Below are 16676 nucleotides of genomic sequence, written 5' to 3'. Positions count from 1 at the left end.
AATCTTGTCTTTATTAAAATGCTTCTGTCTTATTTATCTAAAATCTTAGCTTTAGTCCTTATAATCTAAGGATTTCTAAAGTATAGATTAATTATTGCTCTAACCTTATAAGTAAACCATATTTTTATAAACTTAGCAAGTATAAGGCAAGGAGAATAAGCCCCTCCTTTAATCTTTCTTAAAATAATTTTCTAGGGCTTCAATCGGCTCTGGTACTGCATATCTATAGCCTTGGATGAAATCAAAACCGTTATTTAGTGAAACTTTATTCTGATAATCATTTTCAACACCCTCAACTAAAGTCTGGCAGCCCTCTGCCTTAAACATGTTAACCATGGTTGACATTACATTTGACATATTATCATCCTTCTCGGCGGCGTAAAGTAAGGACTTATCAAACTTTATGATATTAAAAGGATACTCCCTTACTCTCTCAAAATTTGAGTAGCCCGTTCCAAAGTCATCAAGATAGAAAATCACTCCCGCCTCATTTAACTTCTTCATGTTTGTTATTACATTAGAAGAATTGCTAAAGAGAGCGCTTTCTGTAAGCTCCATTCTAATATGGGAAATCTGTATTTTATTATCAAAAATTATTTTAAACAACTGCTTATACATATTCTTACTTGAAAATTCAATAGACGAGCAATTAAGGGTAACGCCGTCAAAATCATAACCCGCATCCTCTAATTTCTTAATCTCCTTGCAAACCTTATTTAACATAATGCAAGTAAGGGTGTGGATGTAGCCATGTTTTTCAGCAAGTCCTATAAAGCGTCTTGGCCCAATTACATGTCCCCCAAGCTCTAGACGCATAAGAGCCTCTGCCGTCCTAAACTCCCCAGTGCTTACATCAAAAATTGGCTGGGCATAGCAAAGCACTCTCTCATCATTAAGATTTCTCTCATAGGAAATGTCCCTTAAAACCGATAGAATCCTCTCTTCTTTTTCAAAGGCATCATAATCGGAGGCACGAATTATATAGCTCATAGATGAAAAATCGTCCTCGATTTTATTTTCTAAAATATATAGAAATAACATTCTAGCCCTATAAGGATCAAAATTCACCTTCTTAGCATCCATGACAACAAGCCTATAAATAGTGTTGCTCTCCTCAAATTCAATGAATTCCTTTAAAATTTCCACCACCTTGCCGGTGATTTTATTAGTATCTATAAAATATCTATTGCTAAATCTAATAGCAAATTCGCCATAACCTAAATTAAAAATCGTTATGCCGTAGCCTAAATTTTCTAGCTTTCTTGTGCATCTAGCAGTATGGAGATAGACGAAATTATTGTCCCCCAGGAAATCGAAATTTGTCAGGCGTGGCACCTTAATAAACATATACAGTACATTTTTACCCGCCACCTTATCCTGGCGCATCATAGTCTCAAAGGAGCTCTTATCCTGACTTCCCATAAGCTCGTCGTGAGGATTTGCATGGAAAACTATATAAAACATAGCAAAAGGCAACACATAAGTAATGCTTATGAAAATGTGCGGATAAAAGAGGTACTGCAGCTGCAAAATAATAAGGTTAACTGCAAAGAAGAAAAACACTGTCTTTTTTACGATCTTTGACAGGTTATCGTAGTCGATTATAGTAATTACCACAGACATAAAGGAAGCCACAAAGGAACTTAAAATCAGGAATTTTTCAAAAATGTATAGCTCAAGAATTCCGTTTTTTGCTACCAAAATTTCTCCATTTATAAATTTAGACACAGCAAACCAGCAATAAATAATTGCAACAATAAAGATTATGATATTAATTGCTGTAGCAGATCGACGCCTATATGCTGAAAGAAAGCTAATATATGAGAATAAAAGAGAAATTACAAAAAAATAAATCACCATAAAAATAATCATTAAAAAGCCTAGAAAGACAAAATCATCTTTTTGAAAATCAGCAGCAAGCTTGATAATTAGGATATTAACCGCATTTGCGATTACTGCAAGGAACAAGCCTATAGAACATAACTTATATACAAAGGTAATCCTTGGTCTTGTAAAAAGCATCAAAATAATAATCATTATCCCAAAGGATAATGATGCTACTTCACCGACTATATTATATACTTCGTTAGCCATAGTTCCTCCTGAAAGTAGTGTTATTAAAAGTCAAAATTATTCACGCTCAATATATAATCTAATTTTAAACTTATATAGAGCTTTTTTCAAGTATCAAGCTAGGAAGATGAAGGACCATTAGACTTCTGCTTAAAACAATATTAGCTGGCTTTAGGCAACAAAAAAGCAGGTCTTTCGACCTGCTAACTTTAGTAGCGAGAGAGGGATTTGAACCCACGACACCACGGGTATGAACCGTGTGCTCTAGCCAACTGAGCTATCTCGCCATATTATATTGATAAGCTTCTACTTGGAATAGTAGTGGGGCCTACAGGGCTCGAACCTGTGACCCTCTGCTTGTAAGGCAGATGCTCTCCCAGCTGAGCTAAGACCCCAAGCTTATCGCCGAAGTGCTAAGCACTTGCGACTTGGATAGTATATAACAATTAGCTCTTTTCTGTCAAGCATTTTTTGTAATTTTTTTTGAAAAAAGTCAGTATTTATCAATAGTTTAGGATATATAGTTGTTCTTGATTTCTATAATATAGAAAGTGTGGGAATAGGATTGAAATTAGAGGGATTGTTGAGTGGGGAGCTTGTTGTGGGTCGTTGTTTACTGTTTTTCTTTGATTCTGGCACTGGATTTTACCATCAAATCTTACTTTTTCTGGATTTGATGTATTGGTGGGTTTTTATCTTTCCTAGAAACTGTTGTAATTCGGCGGGTTATACCATCAAATCAAAATTTTTCCTATATTGAATGAATTGAGCTAGTTAAGTTTCATTAACTATTACATTCAAACTTGCTTTTTTCTTTATTTACCTGTAATTCGTATATTAACGTGATAAAGAGATTTCTTCCTGTCTCTTAATACCCTACAAGTAATAACAAAAAAAGCAAGAATTAACCGCATCAGTATGTAAGCCTTACTTTATAAGCTACATGCAATTCCAAGAAATCTTTTATTTACCTGTAACTATTAAATATACTAAACTATCACTTTGCAAGCAAATAAGAAATTTCTCTGTGTTGCCTGTAGGCTATAGCGATAAAATTATAATAATTCTCCATCAAATCAAAGAAAATTTCTCGGTGATGGTATCTAGTTTTATTATCAGAAGTAAATTCGACAAATCCGTCAAAAATTAATAAGCAAGTTAGAAGAAACCCAGTAAGTTATAATAATAAAAAAGAGGCGAAAAATGTACCGACCTCCCAATCGTTAGATTTTTAGGTCTAACTTTTGGGGGTCGGTACAAAAATCGCCTCTTATTTACAGCGGGATGGGCTCTTGCCCACATCCCACTACAATATTTTTCATGCCTTGTATCGCGTAAACGCGATACTGGCGCTGGCCCAACATGAACCACCACTCTATTCCTCATGCCTTGTATCACCCTTCGGGTGATACGGGCGTTGGCCCACGTCCCACTATACTATTCTTCATACCTTGTATCGTGCTTCGCACGATACGGGCGCTGGCTTTGCGTAGCAAATCCAGCTACACATTAATCTCTGCTGTCATGCCGAGTAATTCTTTATTCTCATCAAGGATTGGCTTGATTACTTCTGATAAATACTCATCTACCTGTTCTCTTGAACGACCTACGTAGTTGATAGGTTCCATCTTAGCCTGAAGCTCTTCCATTGTTACGTGGAATGATGGTTCTGCTGCGATGAGTTCAAGAAGGTTATTATCAAGACCTTCTTCCTTAACTCTTCTACCTGCGATCATTGATAATTCTCTGATCTTCTCATGCATAACCTGTCTATCTTCACCAGCCTTAACAGCATCCATCATGATATTCTCTGTAGCCATGAATGGTAATTCTGCCATGAAGTGACGAAGAATAACCTTATCATAAACCTTAAGACCATCTGTAACATTAAGAAGTAAATCAAGAATACCATCTACTGCTAAGAAGCCTTCTGGTACTGACATTCTCTTATTAGCTGAATCATCAAGAGTTCTTTCAAACCACTGTGTTGATGAAACGATAGCTGGGTTAAGTGCATCTGCAATAACGAAATCTGCTAAAGAAGCAATTCTTTCACTTCTCATAGGATTTCTCTTATATGCCATAGCTGATGAACCAATCTGGCTCTTTTCAAATGGTTCTTCAACTTCCTTTAAGTGCTGTAATAATCTGATATCATTAGACATCTTGTGTGCTGAAGCAGCGATTCCTGCAAGTACGTTAAGTACTCTTGTATCAACCTTACGAGAGTAAGTCTGACCTGAAACTGGAACACAAGCGTCAAAGCCCATCTTATCAGCAATCTTCTTATCTATCATACGAATCTTGTCATGATCACCGTTGAATAATTCTAAGAATGAAGCCTGTGTACCTGTTGTACCCTTACAACCAAGTAACTTCATTGTTGAAAGAATATAATCTAAATCTTCAAGATCCATTACAAATTCATTCATCCATAAAGTAGCTCTCTTACCTACTGTTGTTGGCTGAGCTGGCTGAAAATGTGTAAATGCAAGAGTAGGCTGTGCCTTATACTCCTCTGCGAATTTAGCTAATTCAGAAATGACATTGATAAGCTTCTTTCTTACAAGCTTAAGACCTTCTGTCATAATAATAATGTCTGTATTATCTCCAACGTAGCAAGATGTTGCTCCTAAGTGAATAATTCCCTTTGCCTTAGGACACTGTAAACCGTAAGCATAAACATGAGACATAACATCATGTCTTACTTCCTTTTCACGCTTTCTTGCATCCTCATAGTTGATATCATCCTTATGAGCCTTTAATTCCTCAATCTGCTCATCTGTTATATCAAGTCCTAACTCTTTCTCTGTTTCTGCAAGTGCAATCCACAATCTTCTCCAAGTCTTAAATTTCATGTCTGGTGAGAAAATGTACTGCATTTCCTTACTTGCATATCTCTGAGCAAGTGGTGTCTGATAAACGTCATTCATTGTTATAAATCCGCCTTCCTTATTTTTTTCATTTAATTAATCTAAGCCTAGCTTATATTGTATATCGTTAGCCTTTATTAGCCCATTTCTCCTCTTATATCAATCTTTGGAGGTTCGATGGGATAATTTCCTGTAAAGCAAGCGTCGCAAATGTCAGTCTTGCCACCGATCATCTCAGAAAGTCTTGTAACATCTAAGTAACCAAGTGAGTCAGCACCAATCATCTTGCAGATTTCCTCAACTGAGTGACCTGAAGCAATAAGCTGGTCCTCTGAAGGAATATCTGTACCAAAATAACATGGATGAAGGAAAGCTGGCGAACTAATACGCACATGAACTTCCTTTGCACCTGCTGCCTTAAGTAAACTTACAATTCTAGCAGAAGTTGTACCACGAACAATGGAATCATCAATCATGACAACTCTCTTGCCTGCAACTGCCTCTTTAAGTACATTTAACTTAACCTTAACAGACGACTCACGTTCACCCTGCTTAGGCTTGATAAATGTTCTACCAACGTAGTTATTTTTTATAAATGCATTGCCATATGGAATGCCTGATTCTATAGAATAGCCAAGAGCCGCTGGATTGCCAGATTCTGGAACGCCAACAACTAAATCAGCCTCAACAGGATGTGTCTGAGCTAAAATCTTACCTGCGATAATTCTAGACTCATAAACGCCCATTCCATCAATCTTACTATCAGGTCTTGCAAAGTAAATGTATTCGAAAATACATCTAGCATGCTTTTCCTGACAAAGACTCTTATCACTAAAAATGCCCTCTGGTGTAATTGTTACAACTTCACCAGGTTCAACATCTCTTACAAATTCAGCGCCTACTGTATCAAGAGCACATGTCTCTGATGATAAAAAGTAAGTATTATCTCTCTTACCAATACAAAGTGGCTTAAAGCCAAATGGATCTCTTGCGCCAATAAGCTTCTTTGGACTCATTACTACTAAAGAATAAGCACCCTTAATTCTTCTCATAGCATTTCTAACTGATAATTCAACAGTTGGAGCATATAATCTCTCTCTTGCGATTAAGTATGCAATAACTTCTGAATCAATAGTAGTCTGGAAAATAGCACCTGTATAAGATAACTCTTCTCTTAACTCAACAGCGTTAAGAAGGTTACCATTATGTGCCATACCTAGAGTTCCCTTTACGTAGTTAATTACAAGAGGCTGTGCATTTTCACGAACAGAACTACCCGCTGTAGAATAACGTACATGTCCAACACCAATATCGCCACAAAGCTTAGAAAGATTCTCATGATTGAAAACCTCATTAACCAAGCCCATATCCTTGTAACACTTAACACCCTTAGGGCCGTTAGTATCGCCTACTGCAATACCGGCACTTTCCTGTCCTCTATGCTGTAGGGCAAAAAGGCCATAGTAAATAGTTGATGAAACGTCGTGTCCATCAAAGTCATAAGCTCCAAAAACACCACATTCATCATGGATGATATCTCCTTCAAAATCGTCCTCACGATTTAGAAGTTCTTCATTCATTTTACAGACACTCTTACAATCTGCACATTTATTTTTACAAAATGTCATAATTCCTCCGATTAATCGATCTACTTAGAGAATTCTTCTCCTGTTAACATAAGGTAAGCTTCCTTGTACTTATCAACTGTCTTAGTAATTACGTCCTCTGGAAGAAGGTAGTCGCTATCAGGGTTAGCCTTTAACCAGTCTCTTACGAACTGCTTATCAAATGATGGCTGGCTCTTTCCTGCTTCGTAACCTTCTAATGGCCAAAATCTTGAGCTATCTGGTGTAAGCATTTCATCACCAATTACAACATTTCCTTCTGAATCTAAACCAAATTCAAACTTTGTATCAGCAATAATGATGCCCTTTGTTAAAGCATATTCTGCACACTTCTTATAAATTGCAATTGTTGCGTCCTTAATCTTTGTTGCGTATTCTTCTCCATGACCTGGGAATGCTTTTTCGATAACTTCAATACTCTTTTCAAATGAAATATTCTCATCGTGATCACCAATCTCTGCCTTTGTAGATGGTGTATAGATAGGTTCAGGTAATTTCTCTGACTCCTTAAGACCTTCTGGTAACTTAATACCACAAACTGTACCATTTTCTTTATAACTAGCCCAACCGCTACCTGTGATATATCCTCTAACGATACATTCAACTGGTAACATAGTTAATTTCTTAACCTTCATTGTTCTTCCAACATAATCCTCATTCTGGAACTGCTCTGGCATTTCAGAAACATCTGTAGTAATCATATGATTTGCAATTACATCTTCTGTTAAATTAAACCAGAACTTTGACATTTGAGTAAGGATAGCACCCTTATCTGTAACCTTATTCTTTAAAATATGATCAAATGCCGAGATTCTGTCTGTCGCTGCTATTATAAGCGAATCTCCATTGTCATAAACTTCTCTTACTTTTCCTTCATAGAGTAACTTTAACTTCTCCATTAACGTGCCCATCCTTTTCTTATAAATAATATTAATAATATATAGACTACTTAAGCCGAATAGTCTAGATATTAGGCCTCGCCTATAGGTTTAGACGAGATTGTTGCCATCTTAGATAAAGAGGCAATCCGTGAAAAATTATATAACAGCCTAGATTTAAAATCAATAGTCACTTGCTTGCAAAAGAAAGGGTGAAAGTGTATCATAAAAGTAGTTAAACTAGTTTGGAAGGCTTTAAGGGGAGCCTGTATTTGCATAAGTCAAAACCCTAATAAATATTGGAGGATTTCTTATGAACGACGGAATCGAGAAGAGACGCCACAGAAGAGTGAAAGCCGATTTAAAGCTTAACGTATCCACTCTTTTTAAGCAGAACAATGTTAAGATTCAGAATGTTGATTCACCAATCCGAGTTATTAATATCTCAAAAAGCGGCATTGGCTTTGAATCAAAGAGCGTTTTCCCAATAGGATTTTATTTCAATGCTGCCCTTAGACTTGGCGAAGAAGAAGACGTTTTATATTGCGTAGTCAAGATTATAAGATGCCAGCAGTTAGACGACTCAGATAAGTATTCATATGGATGTGAATTCGTTGGTATGTCCTCAATCCTTAATTATATTTTTGAAGAATATGAAGACGAGATTGACGCTGAAGAAGCAGCTAATTAATGCATAATAGCATTTAATAAGAACTATATCGTAATCAGACATGCAAAAAGGTGCCTGCTATAAAGCAGGCACCAGTCCCCACCACATTTATTGCTAAGATTATAATTTTGTATATAATCTTCCAATTCCGTTTCTTATAAGTTTTCTAAGTTTATAAGTTGCGTTTATTTTTTAAGGTGTTACTTTTTAATTTAATTAGAGATTACTCTATAAATTACTTTGCTGCCTTTAAGTACTTTCTAGATACTACAGCGATTACAGCAAGAGCTGCTACTGCAAGTAAAACATAAAGTACGATAGGAGCTGTATCACCACTAGGTGTTGATACATCAAGCTTTACAAATGCAAATGGAGAAAAGCTTGATACATTAAATGTTACTGTTCCTGATCCAACAGATGTTGGTTTAATTGTTTCAAATTCTCCTGCATCATCATCGTAATGTAAAATTAAAACCTCTTCATTAGCTGCTACATTTGGAAGTTCAAGAGTTACTGTATAAGTACCATCAGAATTCTCTGTAGCTGTATCAATTTCAATATCAACATAAGCAAGAACTGTAGCTGCTACCTTATAACTAGTATCCTTTGCAGCCTTTGCAAGTACTGAGCTATCTAATAAAGTAGCAACTGATGATAAATCATTTAATACATTAGCAATCTGAGTAGCCATATCTGTAATAGTTGCATCATTAAGATCATCTAATGCATATCCATCAGCATTTAAATCATCAGCTGTTAATGCTGAATCAGAATCAATTGTTACTTCTGCTTGATCTTCATTTGTCTCCTCTGCAGTTACATCAACAGTAATTGTTGATTCTGTACTTGTAGTTGAAGATGATGAATCAGCTAATACAGCCATTGCAGGCACGCCTACTAATACAAGTGATAAAACCATAGCTAAAATTTTCTTTTTCATAAATTAAGATACCTCCTTAAGATAACTTGTGTTTTTATATCTAAATAGCCGTTGTGGTGTCCGCCTATTTAAACTCAATCAATTTGTCTATAAAAGAGATCTAGTATCAATTTTTTAGTCGAGTCTTCATCTACTGTAAATTCTTCGTGATAAGTCTCTGGATTTGAATAAGTGCTGCCTTCCAAACTATAAATATTTTCAAAATCAAATTCATATCCAATTAGCATTGATGCCAAATACACCAACTCATCTGTCGATAAGTTCATTACTGTGTAATCATCTACAGCATTATATACATTTACAATATTTGAAAGGTCCTTTAATGAATTGCTAAGTAACTGCCTGCAATATTCTTCAACATATTGCTTCTGTCTCTCAAGGCGAATCCTAGCAGATTCATAAACTGCCTCATCTCTAAACCTAACGTAAAAGTAAGCCTGTTTACCTGTCAAATGTATCTCTTCATCCTTTGCAATGTCTATCTCCATGTCTTCTATATAGATATCATCTAGAGAAGTAAGAGTAACCCCGCCAATAGCATCATTTAAAGCGGCAACTCCTCCCATATTCAAGGATACATAAGCATTTATTGGTATTCCATATAACAATCTTGAAACCGCATCACATTGATTAAGACAACTATCTTCAAGTCCTAATCCATAACCATGGGCTAGTGTGATTTGTAGCGGTTTTGTATATCTTACCTCGCCTTTAATATTTAAAACGTCAATATCAACCATTGAGTCTCTATTAATGGCAAGCAACTTAACTGTTTTAGTTCTAGTATTGATAATGCCAAGAAACAAAACGTCTGCACAACCCCCGTCTAAATGTGTCAAGCCTTTCTTTACCTTGTTGATTTTATCAATACCCATAAATAAAATTGTTATTACATCTTCATCATATTCGTAATAATTGCCGTTATAACAAATCTTCCCGTCTTCATCTGTCATTCCTAAATCAAGATTATTCTCTGCTGCATAACAATTCTCCAATTTAGTTTTCCCAGTAAATCTCATTACTACTAAAACTACAGTGGCAACTAAAAATAAAGCTAAAACGCAAGCAAGTATTATAGCAATAACCTTTAATATCTTATTTTTCTTTGCCTTTATGATTCTCCCTCCTTAAAAAGGTCAAAATATATTATTTAATTGTGCAAATTTCGAAACTAACGTCAGTATATTACAAATATAAATATATTTCAACTGCAATATTTTTATTTATTATTTCCAAACAATTTTGTATAGTTTTACTAATGTCTATTTTGTACAAGAAAATGTATCAACTAATTTAAACTAAAAATAGCTATAAAAAAGGAGCCTACTCTAAAAGTAGGCTCCAATCTCCACCACAAATTTTTTCAAACATTATTGCTTTAAATTATCGTCTAAAAAATTTGTGTATAAGTTTATTCATTTTAAATCTATTGCAAATTAGTTATTAAGTAATTCCTTAAGTAACTGTGTTACCATACCTGGGTTAGCTTTACCCTGCATTGCCTTCATAGTCTGACCAACTAAGAAGCCAATAGCCTTTTCTTTACCACCCTTGTAATCTGCAACTGACTGAGGATTGTTAGCAATTACCTGCTCAACTGTTGCACGAAGTGCACCCTCGTCGTTAACCTGCTTAAGGCCGTGTTCCTTAACGTAATCGTCTGGATTAACCTCGCCATCAAAGATAGCCTCAAAGACTTCCTTAGCTGCATTACTATTAATCTCGCTCTTGTCTGTAAGCTCGATGATTCTAGCAAGTGCCTCTGGCTTAAACTTAATATCTACAGGATCTAACTGACGTTCCTTTAAGATACGCATTGTTTCTGCGATTAACCAGTTAGAAACCTTCTTAGGATTATTGCAAATTGCAACTGTAGCTTCAAAAATATCAGCTAACTTCTTAGAATCTGTAATCTGCTCGATATCATAATCTGGTAGACCAAATTCTTCCTTGTAGCGTAACATTTTCGCATCCTTAAATTCAGGCTGCTTTGACTTTACTTCCTCTAAGAATTCTTCTGAGATATGAATTGGAACAAGATCTGGATCTGGGAAATATCTGTAATCCTGAGCATCCTCTTTAGAACGCATAGCATATGAATATTCCTTATCATCGTTCCAACGTCTTGTTTCCTGAGTTACCCCTTCTCCTGACTCAATTAAGTCAATCTGACGAGCGCGCTCATTTTCAATAGCTCTTTCAATAGCTGAGAATGAGTTTAAGTTCTTCATCTCAGTTCTTGTACCAAATTCAGTTGCACCCTTTTCACGTACTGAAAGGTTAACATCGGCTCTCATTGAACCTTCCTGAAGCTTACAATCTGAAGCACCAAGATACTGAATTGTGTTACGAAGCTTTGTAAGATATGCAACAACTTCCTTAGCTGAACGCATATCTGGCTCTGATACGATTTCAATAAGTGGTACACCTGATCTATTGTAATCTACAAATGAAACATCTTCCCACTCATCATGAATAAGCTTACCAGCATCCTCTTCCATATGGATTTCATGGATTCTGATTTCCTTAGTCTGACCGTCTTCTAACTTAATGTCCACATGACCATTTCTACAGATTGGTAAATATAACTGAGAAATCTGGTAGTTCTGTGGATTATCTGGGTAGAAATAATTCTTTCTATCGAATTTGCAATCTCTTGTAATATCACAATTAGTAGCAAGACCAACTGCTGTTGCGTATTCAACTACCTTCTTGTTTAAAACAGGAAGGGAACCTGGCATACCTGTACAAACTGGACAAGTATGTGTATTAGGTGCTCCACCAAACTCAGTAGAACAACCACAGAAAATCTTAGTTTTAGTTGCAAGCTCAACGTGAACTTCCAAACCAATGACTGTCTCGTATTCCTTCATCTAATCGCCCTTCCTTTCTAGAAATTTAATTCGCCTCTAGCACACTCATAAGAGTAAGCTGCACGAATAATATTGTCTTCTCTATAGCAATCACCAATTAACTGTAAACCAATTGGAAGGCCGTTGCTTGCCTTGCCGCATGGAAGTGAAATACCTGGAAGAGAAGCTAAGTTAACTGATATTGTATAGATATCAGATAAGTACATTTTAATAGGATCTGCAAGAGATGAACCAAGCTTTGGTGCTGTTGTTGGAGCAACAGGTCCAAGGATTACATCGTATTTTGCAAATGCTTCATCAAAGGCCTTCTTAATAAGAGCCTTAACTCTTAATGCCTTTAAGTAATATGCATCATAGTAACCTGAGCTAAGTACGAAGGAACCAAGCATGATTCTTCTCTTAACTTCTGGGCCAAAGCCTTCAGAACGAGTCTTCTTATACATGTTGTGAAGTCCTTCGTATTCTGCTGCTCTATGACCATATTTAACACCATCAAATCTTTCAAGGTTAGATGATGCTTCTGCTGCTGCGATTGTATAGTAAGTTGGAATAGCATAGTCAACTAAGCTTAAATCAAACTCTTCTACAATAGCGCCCTTTTCTTCTAAGACCTTAGCTGCCTTAAGAACTGCTTCCTTAACTTCAGGGTCAAGACCTTCTCCAAAATAATCTCTTGGAATACCGATCTTCATGCCCTTAACGTCATCAACTAAGCTGTCGGCGAAGTTATATTTTTCACGACCAATAGAAGTTGAGTCCTTGTCATCCTTGCCTGCAATTGCATCAAGAATTAAGGCACAGTCAGTAACGTCCTTAGTTAAAGGTCCAATCTGATCAAGAGATGAACCGTAAGCAATAAGACCATATCTAGATACTGTTCCGTATGTTGGCTTTAAACCTACAACACCACAGTAACCAGCTGGCTGTCTAATTGATCCACCTGTATCTGAACCAAGTGCTGCAAATGCTTCATTAGCCGCAACTGCTGCAGCTGAACCACCTGAAGAACCACCTGGAACGTGTTCTGTATTTCTAGGATTTTTAGTTGCACCATAGAATGATGTTTCTGTTGTAGAACCCATGGCGAACTCATCCATATTTGTCTTACCAATAACTACTGCTCCAGCTTCTTCTAGCTTAAGTACAGCTTCTGATGAAAATGTAGGAACAAAGTTTGATAAAATCTTAGATGAACATGTAGTAAGCATATCCTTAGTACACATGTTATCCTTAATAGCCACAGGAACACCAGCAAGAGGACCTGTAAGCTTACCAGACTTAATGTCTTCATCTGCCTTTTTAGCCTTAGCTAGGGCAGCTTCTTTATCTACTGTAACATACGCATTAATATCTGATTCTGTACTATCGATTCTAGCAAGAACTGCTTCCATAGCTTCATAAGCTGTAGTTTCGCCAGATTTAATGGCAGCGGAAAGTTCGTGCGCTGTTAAATTGAGTAAATCCATATTTTTCCTTTCTTGAAACAATGTTTGTTAAGCTTGCGTGCGAAACGGTGGGCGCCTGCGTCGTCTCTATTCCTTCTTAAAAAACACGCTTTCGCTTGCTGTAGCTCGTAGCGCTAGTAAATTTTCTTTATCGCTTACGCTCTAAGAAAATAACTAGCGACGGCTACAGGACAGTTTTTACAAAGGATAGAGACCTCCGCAGGCCACATCCCCGAGACTTCACGCATCCTTAGCAAAAAGCTTTCAAGCAAGTAAAAACTATAGGTGGATTGGGAAACAAAAACATGAGGTTATGTTTTTTACCATTAAAATTAAAGTTTCTTCAACCCTAGTTTTTATCTTGCTTTTAAGCTTCTCGTTTCACTTTATATTTTATGATTCAACGGTCTTAGGAACTATAAATCCTGACTCATTATGTTCTGGTGCATTCTTAAGTGTAGCCTCGCTACCATCACCGTTAGTTACAACATCTTCTCTCATTACGTTGTTAACTGGGAATACATGTGACATTGGCTCAATACCTGTAGTATCAAGTTCACCAAGCTTGTCAATGTAATCAAGCATATCTTCCATATCCTTCTTAGCAGCTTCCTTTTCCTCATCAGAAAGCTCAAGCTTAGCTAAGATACCAACGTAATCAATAGTCTCATCACTAATAACATTAGCCATAAAAGTTCCTCCTTTCAAAATCTAAAAAAACTTATGGGAAATCCTTCCCAAATATATATAGCTAGTGGCATCACCAAACTCCAGATAGCACTATCAGCCAAAGAGCGAAGCGCTTTTGGCGTCCGTTAGTTCAAAGCCCTCCGGCCTTGCGTCAACCTCTCGGCTGCACTCTCAGCCAAACAGCGAAGCGCTTTTGGCGTCCGTCAGTCCAAAATCCTCCGGCCTCGCACTACACTCTCGGCTGCACTCTCAGCCAAACAGCGAAGCGCTTTTGGCGTCCGTCAGTCCAAAGCCCTCCGGCCTCGCACCACCCTCCAGACAGCACTAACGTAGAGGTTTGGCACCCCTAGCCCTACGGGATTAAAAAGCATATCGGGGGTTTTGAGCAAATGAAGTAGTCTTTCTAAAAGACAATTCTAACCGCGTCGCTAGTTAGAATTTTCAAGCCTGAAAGGCGAAGAAAAGTCTTATCTAGCGCTACGTGGTTAGCTTAGCGAGAGCGTGTCTTTTAAAAGACTGGCTTCATTTGCTCTTCTCCCGTTTGCTTCCTTTAGTCACGTACCTTAATATGAACCTCACGTAACTGCTGCTCTGTTACCTCATTAGGTGCACCACACATAAGATCCTGTGCTGTACCACTCATAGGGAATGCAATAACTTCACGGATATTTTCTTCGTTACGGAGTAACATAATCATTCTATCAACACCAGGTGCCATACCAGCGTGTGGAGGTGCACCGAACTGGAATGCGTTGTAGAGGGCTCCGAACTTAGCCTTTAATACTTCTTCATCGTAGCCAGCGATTTCAAATGCCTTAACCATGATTTCCATATCGTGGTTACGTACAGCACCTGAAGAAAGCTCGATACCGTTACAAACGATATCATACTGGTAAGCTAAGATATCAAGTGGGTCCATAGTCTTAAGAGCCTCTAAGCCGCCCTGTGGCATAGAGAATGGGTTATGTGTAAATCCAATCTTCTTAGTTTCTGGATCTCTTTCAAACATAGGGAAGTCGTTAACATAACAGAATCTGTATGCATTTTTCTCAATTAAATCTAACTTCTCACCTAATTCGTTTCTGATCTGTCCAGCAAAGAATGCAGCCTTCTCTTCCTTATCAGCCATAAAGAAGATTGTATCGCCCGCTTCAAGACCAGCAAGTTCAAGGAATTCCTTCTTCATTTCATCTGGGATGAACTTATCAATAGGTCCCTTGTAAGATAAATCTTCCTTAACCTCTAAGTAACCAAGTCCGCCCATACCAATGCTTGTAGCAAACTTAAGTAACTTTTCATGGAAGCCCTTAGACATATCTGCATGAACCTTAATAGCTCTTACAGTCTTGCCGATAAATGGCTTAAATGTACACTTCTGGAAGAAGTCAGTAACATCAATAATTCTAAGTGGGTTTCTTAAATCTGGCTTATCTGAACCAAATTCAAGCATAGCCTGCTTATAGCTAATTACAGGGTATGGAGCCTGTGTTACTGTATATCCTTCTGGAGCAAACTTTTCAAATGTTGCTGATAAAACTTCTTCACCAACTCTAAATACATCTTCCTGAGTAGCAAAACTCATTTCGAAGTCTAACTGATAGAATTCTCCTGGTGAACGGTCAGCTCTAGCATCTTCATCACGGAAACATGGAGCAATCTGGAAATACTTATCAATACCAGAAACCATGAGTAACTGCTTATACTGCTGTGGAGCCTGTGGGAGAGCGTAGAACTTACCCTTATATTTTCTTGATGGAACAATGTAATCTCTAGCACCTTCTGGAGATGAAGCGCAAAGGATTGGTGTCTGAATATCAACAAATCCCATCTCTGTCATCTTAGAACGAAGGAATGAAATTACCTGTGATCTAAATAAAATGTTATCTTTAACCTTTTCATTACGAAGGTCTAAGTATCTATACTTAAGTCTTACATCTTCTCTAACTTCCTTAGATGTCATAACTTCAAATGGAAGCTGCTGGTAAACCTTACCAAGGATTGTAATCTTCTTAGCTTCAAGTTCGATTGTACCTGTAGGAAGCTTTGGATTGTATGTCTCCTCATCTCTCTTCTCCATGATACCTTCGATGCAGATACACTCTTCCTTGTGGATACCATCAAGAAGTGCTGCGTCTCTTAATACGACCTGTAAAACGCCGTACATATCTCTTAAATCGATGAATGAAACTCCACCGTGGTCACGGATGTTCTCAACCCATCCTGAAACCTTTAATTCTTTTCCAATGTCTGATTCACTAACCTGAGAGAGGTTAACGTCTCTGTAAATGTTACTCATAATTTCTCCTTTCTTCTAAGCCCAAAGGCCTTTAAAACATTCTTATGCAAATGTGCTTCTTCCGGAAAACACTAGGCTAAATCCTAGTCTGACTATTTATTAAAGCTAAATTTAATAAAAAAGCCCCGGAAGTTTCTTAACTTCCGGGGCGAATTATCTAATAATCCGCGGTACCACCCGCATTTGAATAAAAGCGACAAGATAAGTTTATCAAGCTCTTACTCCTCATTAACACTTAACGCGTGTAACGTAATATCCTACGCTTAAAATAATCTAGAATTAACTTTCTAATTTCTTCTAACTTTCAGATATT

At 37.1% G+C, this 16676-nt stretch carries 11 protein-coding genes and 2 tRNA genes; 1 reads left to right on the top strand and 12 read right to left on the bottom strand.

Translation table 11 applies throughout. The features are described from left to right. Positions 1-168: 168 nt before the first annotated feature. The 6 genes from BLQ66_RS10735 to BLQ66_RS10710 form a co-directional block, all read right to left on the bottom strand. A complete protein-coding gene (locus tag BLQ66_RS10735; RefSeq protein ID WP_074522146.1) occupies positions 169-2094 on the bottom strand; it encodes an EAL domain-containing protein in 1926 nt (641 codons plus the stop codon). A gap of 192 nt (positions 2095-2286) precedes the next feature. Continuing rightward, positions 2287-2360, bottom strand: a tRNA-Met gene (locus BLQ66_RS10730). Between the two features lie 35 nt (positions 2361-2395). Next, positions 2396-2468 (bottom strand) — tRNA-Val (locus BLQ66_RS10725). Positions 2469-3575: 1107 nt separating this feature from the next. After that, positions 3576-5006 carry an adenylosuccinate lyase gene (gene purB, locus BLQ66_RS10720; RefSeq protein ID WP_027431871.1) on the bottom strand — a complete coding sequence of 477 codons (1431 nt, stop codon included), beginning with the start codon at positions 5004-5006 and terminating at the stop codon, positions 3576-3578. 77 nt (positions 5007-5083) lie between these two features. Then, complete coding sequence (gene purF, locus BLQ66_RS10715; RefSeq protein WP_074522181.1) at positions 5084-6526, bottom strand: amidophosphoribosyltransferase; 1443 nt, start codon at positions 6524-6526, stop codon at positions 5084-5086. A 68-nt stretch (positions 6527-6594) separates the two neighbouring features. Further along, on the bottom strand, positions 6595-7482 hold the full coding sequence (locus BLQ66_RS10710) for a phosphoribosylaminoimidazolesuccinocarboxamide synthase (protein WP_143453006.1): 888 nt from the start codon (positions 7480-7482) through the stop codon (positions 6595-6597). Positions 7483-7762: 280 nt separating this feature from the next. Between BLQ66_RS10710 and BLQ66_RS10705 the strand changes: the two genes are divergently transcribed. Beyond that, complete coding sequence (locus BLQ66_RS10705) at positions 7763-8140, top strand: PilZ domain-containing protein (RefSeq protein ID WP_074522144.1); 378 nt, start codon at positions 7763-7765, stop codon at positions 8138-8140. Between the two features lie 214 nt (positions 8141-8354). On the opposite strand, the gene BLQ66_RS10700 is transcribed toward BLQ66_RS10705, so the two are convergent. The 6 genes from BLQ66_RS10700 to aspS all read right to left on the bottom strand — a co-directional run bounded on the left by BLQ66_RS10700 (position 8355) and on the right by aspS (position 16363). Then, positions 8355-9059 (bottom strand): hypothetical protein, encoded by a 705-nt coding sequence (locus BLQ66_RS10700; protein ID WP_074522143.1) that lies wholly within the window; start codon positions 9057-9059, stop codon positions 8355-8357. 74 nt (positions 9060-9133) lie between these two features. Continuing rightward, positions 9134-10054 (bottom strand): LCP family protein, encoded by a 921-nt coding sequence (locus BLQ66_RS10695; RefSeq protein WP_074522142.1) that lies wholly within the window; start codon positions 10052-10054, stop codon positions 9134-9136. 441 nt (positions 10055-10495) lie between these two features. Continuing rightward, complete coding sequence (gatB, locus tag BLQ66_RS10690) at positions 10496-11932, bottom strand: Asp-tRNA(Asn)/Glu-tRNA(Gln) amidotransferase subunit GatB (protein WP_074522141.1); 1437 nt, start codon at positions 11930-11932, stop codon at positions 10496-10498. A gap of 17 nt (positions 11933-11949) precedes the next feature. Further along, positions 11950-13398: an Asp-tRNA(Asn)/Glu-tRNA(Gln) amidotransferase subunit GatA gene (gene gatA / locus BLQ66_RS10685; protein WP_074522140.1), complete on the bottom strand. Its 1449-nt coding sequence runs from the start codon at positions 13396-13398 to the stop codon at positions 11950-11952. A gap of 372 nt (positions 13399-13770) precedes the next feature. After that, a complete protein-coding gene (gatC, locus tag BLQ66_RS10680; protein WP_074522139.1) occupies positions 13771-14067 on the bottom strand; it encodes an Asp-tRNA(Asn)/Glu-tRNA(Gln) amidotransferase subunit GatC in 297 nt (98 codons plus the stop codon). 550 nt (positions 14068-14617) lie between these two features. Beyond that, positions 14618-16363, bottom strand: coding sequence for an aspartate--tRNA ligase (aspS, locus tag BLQ66_RS10675; protein WP_074522138.1), 1746 nt, complete (start codon positions 16361-16363; stop codon positions 14618-14620). Positions 16364-16676: the final 313 nt, after the last annotated feature.

The sequence above is a fragment of the Lachnospira pectinoschiza genome, from assembly GCF_900103815.1.
Lineage (GTDB): Bacteria > Bacillota > Clostridia > Lachnospirales > Lachnospiraceae > Lachnospira > Lachnospira pectinoschiza_B.
Note: the sequence above shows the minus strand (reverse complement) of the source record. Positions and strands in the feature narration are given on the sequence as shown.

What these genes read in the sequence shown, in the direction of transcription:
- purB (WP_027431871.1), bottom strand. Translation starts at nt 5,006, where the DNA reads ATGAATGACGTTTATCAGACACCACTTGCTCAGAGATATGCAAGTAAG.
- BLQ66_RS10700 (WP_074522143.1), bottom strand. Translation starts at nt 9,059, where the DNA reads ATGAAAAAGAAAATTTTAGCTATGGTTTTATCACTTGTATTAGTAGGC.
- BLQ66_RS10735 (WP_074522146.1), bottom strand. Translation starts at nt 2,094, where the DNA reads ATGGCTAACGAAGTATATAATATAGTCGGTGAAGTAGCATCATTATCC.
- BLQ66_RS10710 (WP_143453006.1), bottom strand. Translation starts at nt 7,482, where the DNA reads ATGGGCACGTTAATGGAGAAGTTAAAGTTACTCTATGAAGGAAAAGTA.
- gatA (WP_074522140.1), bottom strand. Translation starts at nt 13,398, where the DNA reads ATGGATTTACTCAATTTAACAGCGCACGAACTTTCCGCTGCCATTAAA.
- BLQ66_RS10705 (WP_074522144.1), top strand. Translation starts at nt 7,763, where the DNA reads ATGAACGACGGAATCGAGAAGAGACGCCACAGAAGAGTGAAAGCCGAT.
- gatC (WP_074522139.1), bottom strand. Translation starts at nt 14,067, where the DNA reads ATGGCTAATGTTATTAGTGATGAGACTATTGATTACGTTGGTATCTTA.
- purF (WP_074522181.1), bottom strand. Translation starts at nt 6,526, where the DNA reads ATGAATGAAGAACTTCTAAATCGTGAGGACGATTTTGAAGGAGATATC.
- aspS (WP_074522138.1), bottom strand. Translation starts at nt 16,363, where the DNA reads ATGAGTAACATTTACAGAGACGTTAACCTCTCTCAGGTTAGTGAATCA.
- gatB (WP_074522141.1), bottom strand. Translation starts at nt 11,932, where the DNA reads ATGAAGGAATACGAGACAGTCATTGGTTTGGAAGTTCACGTTGAGCTT.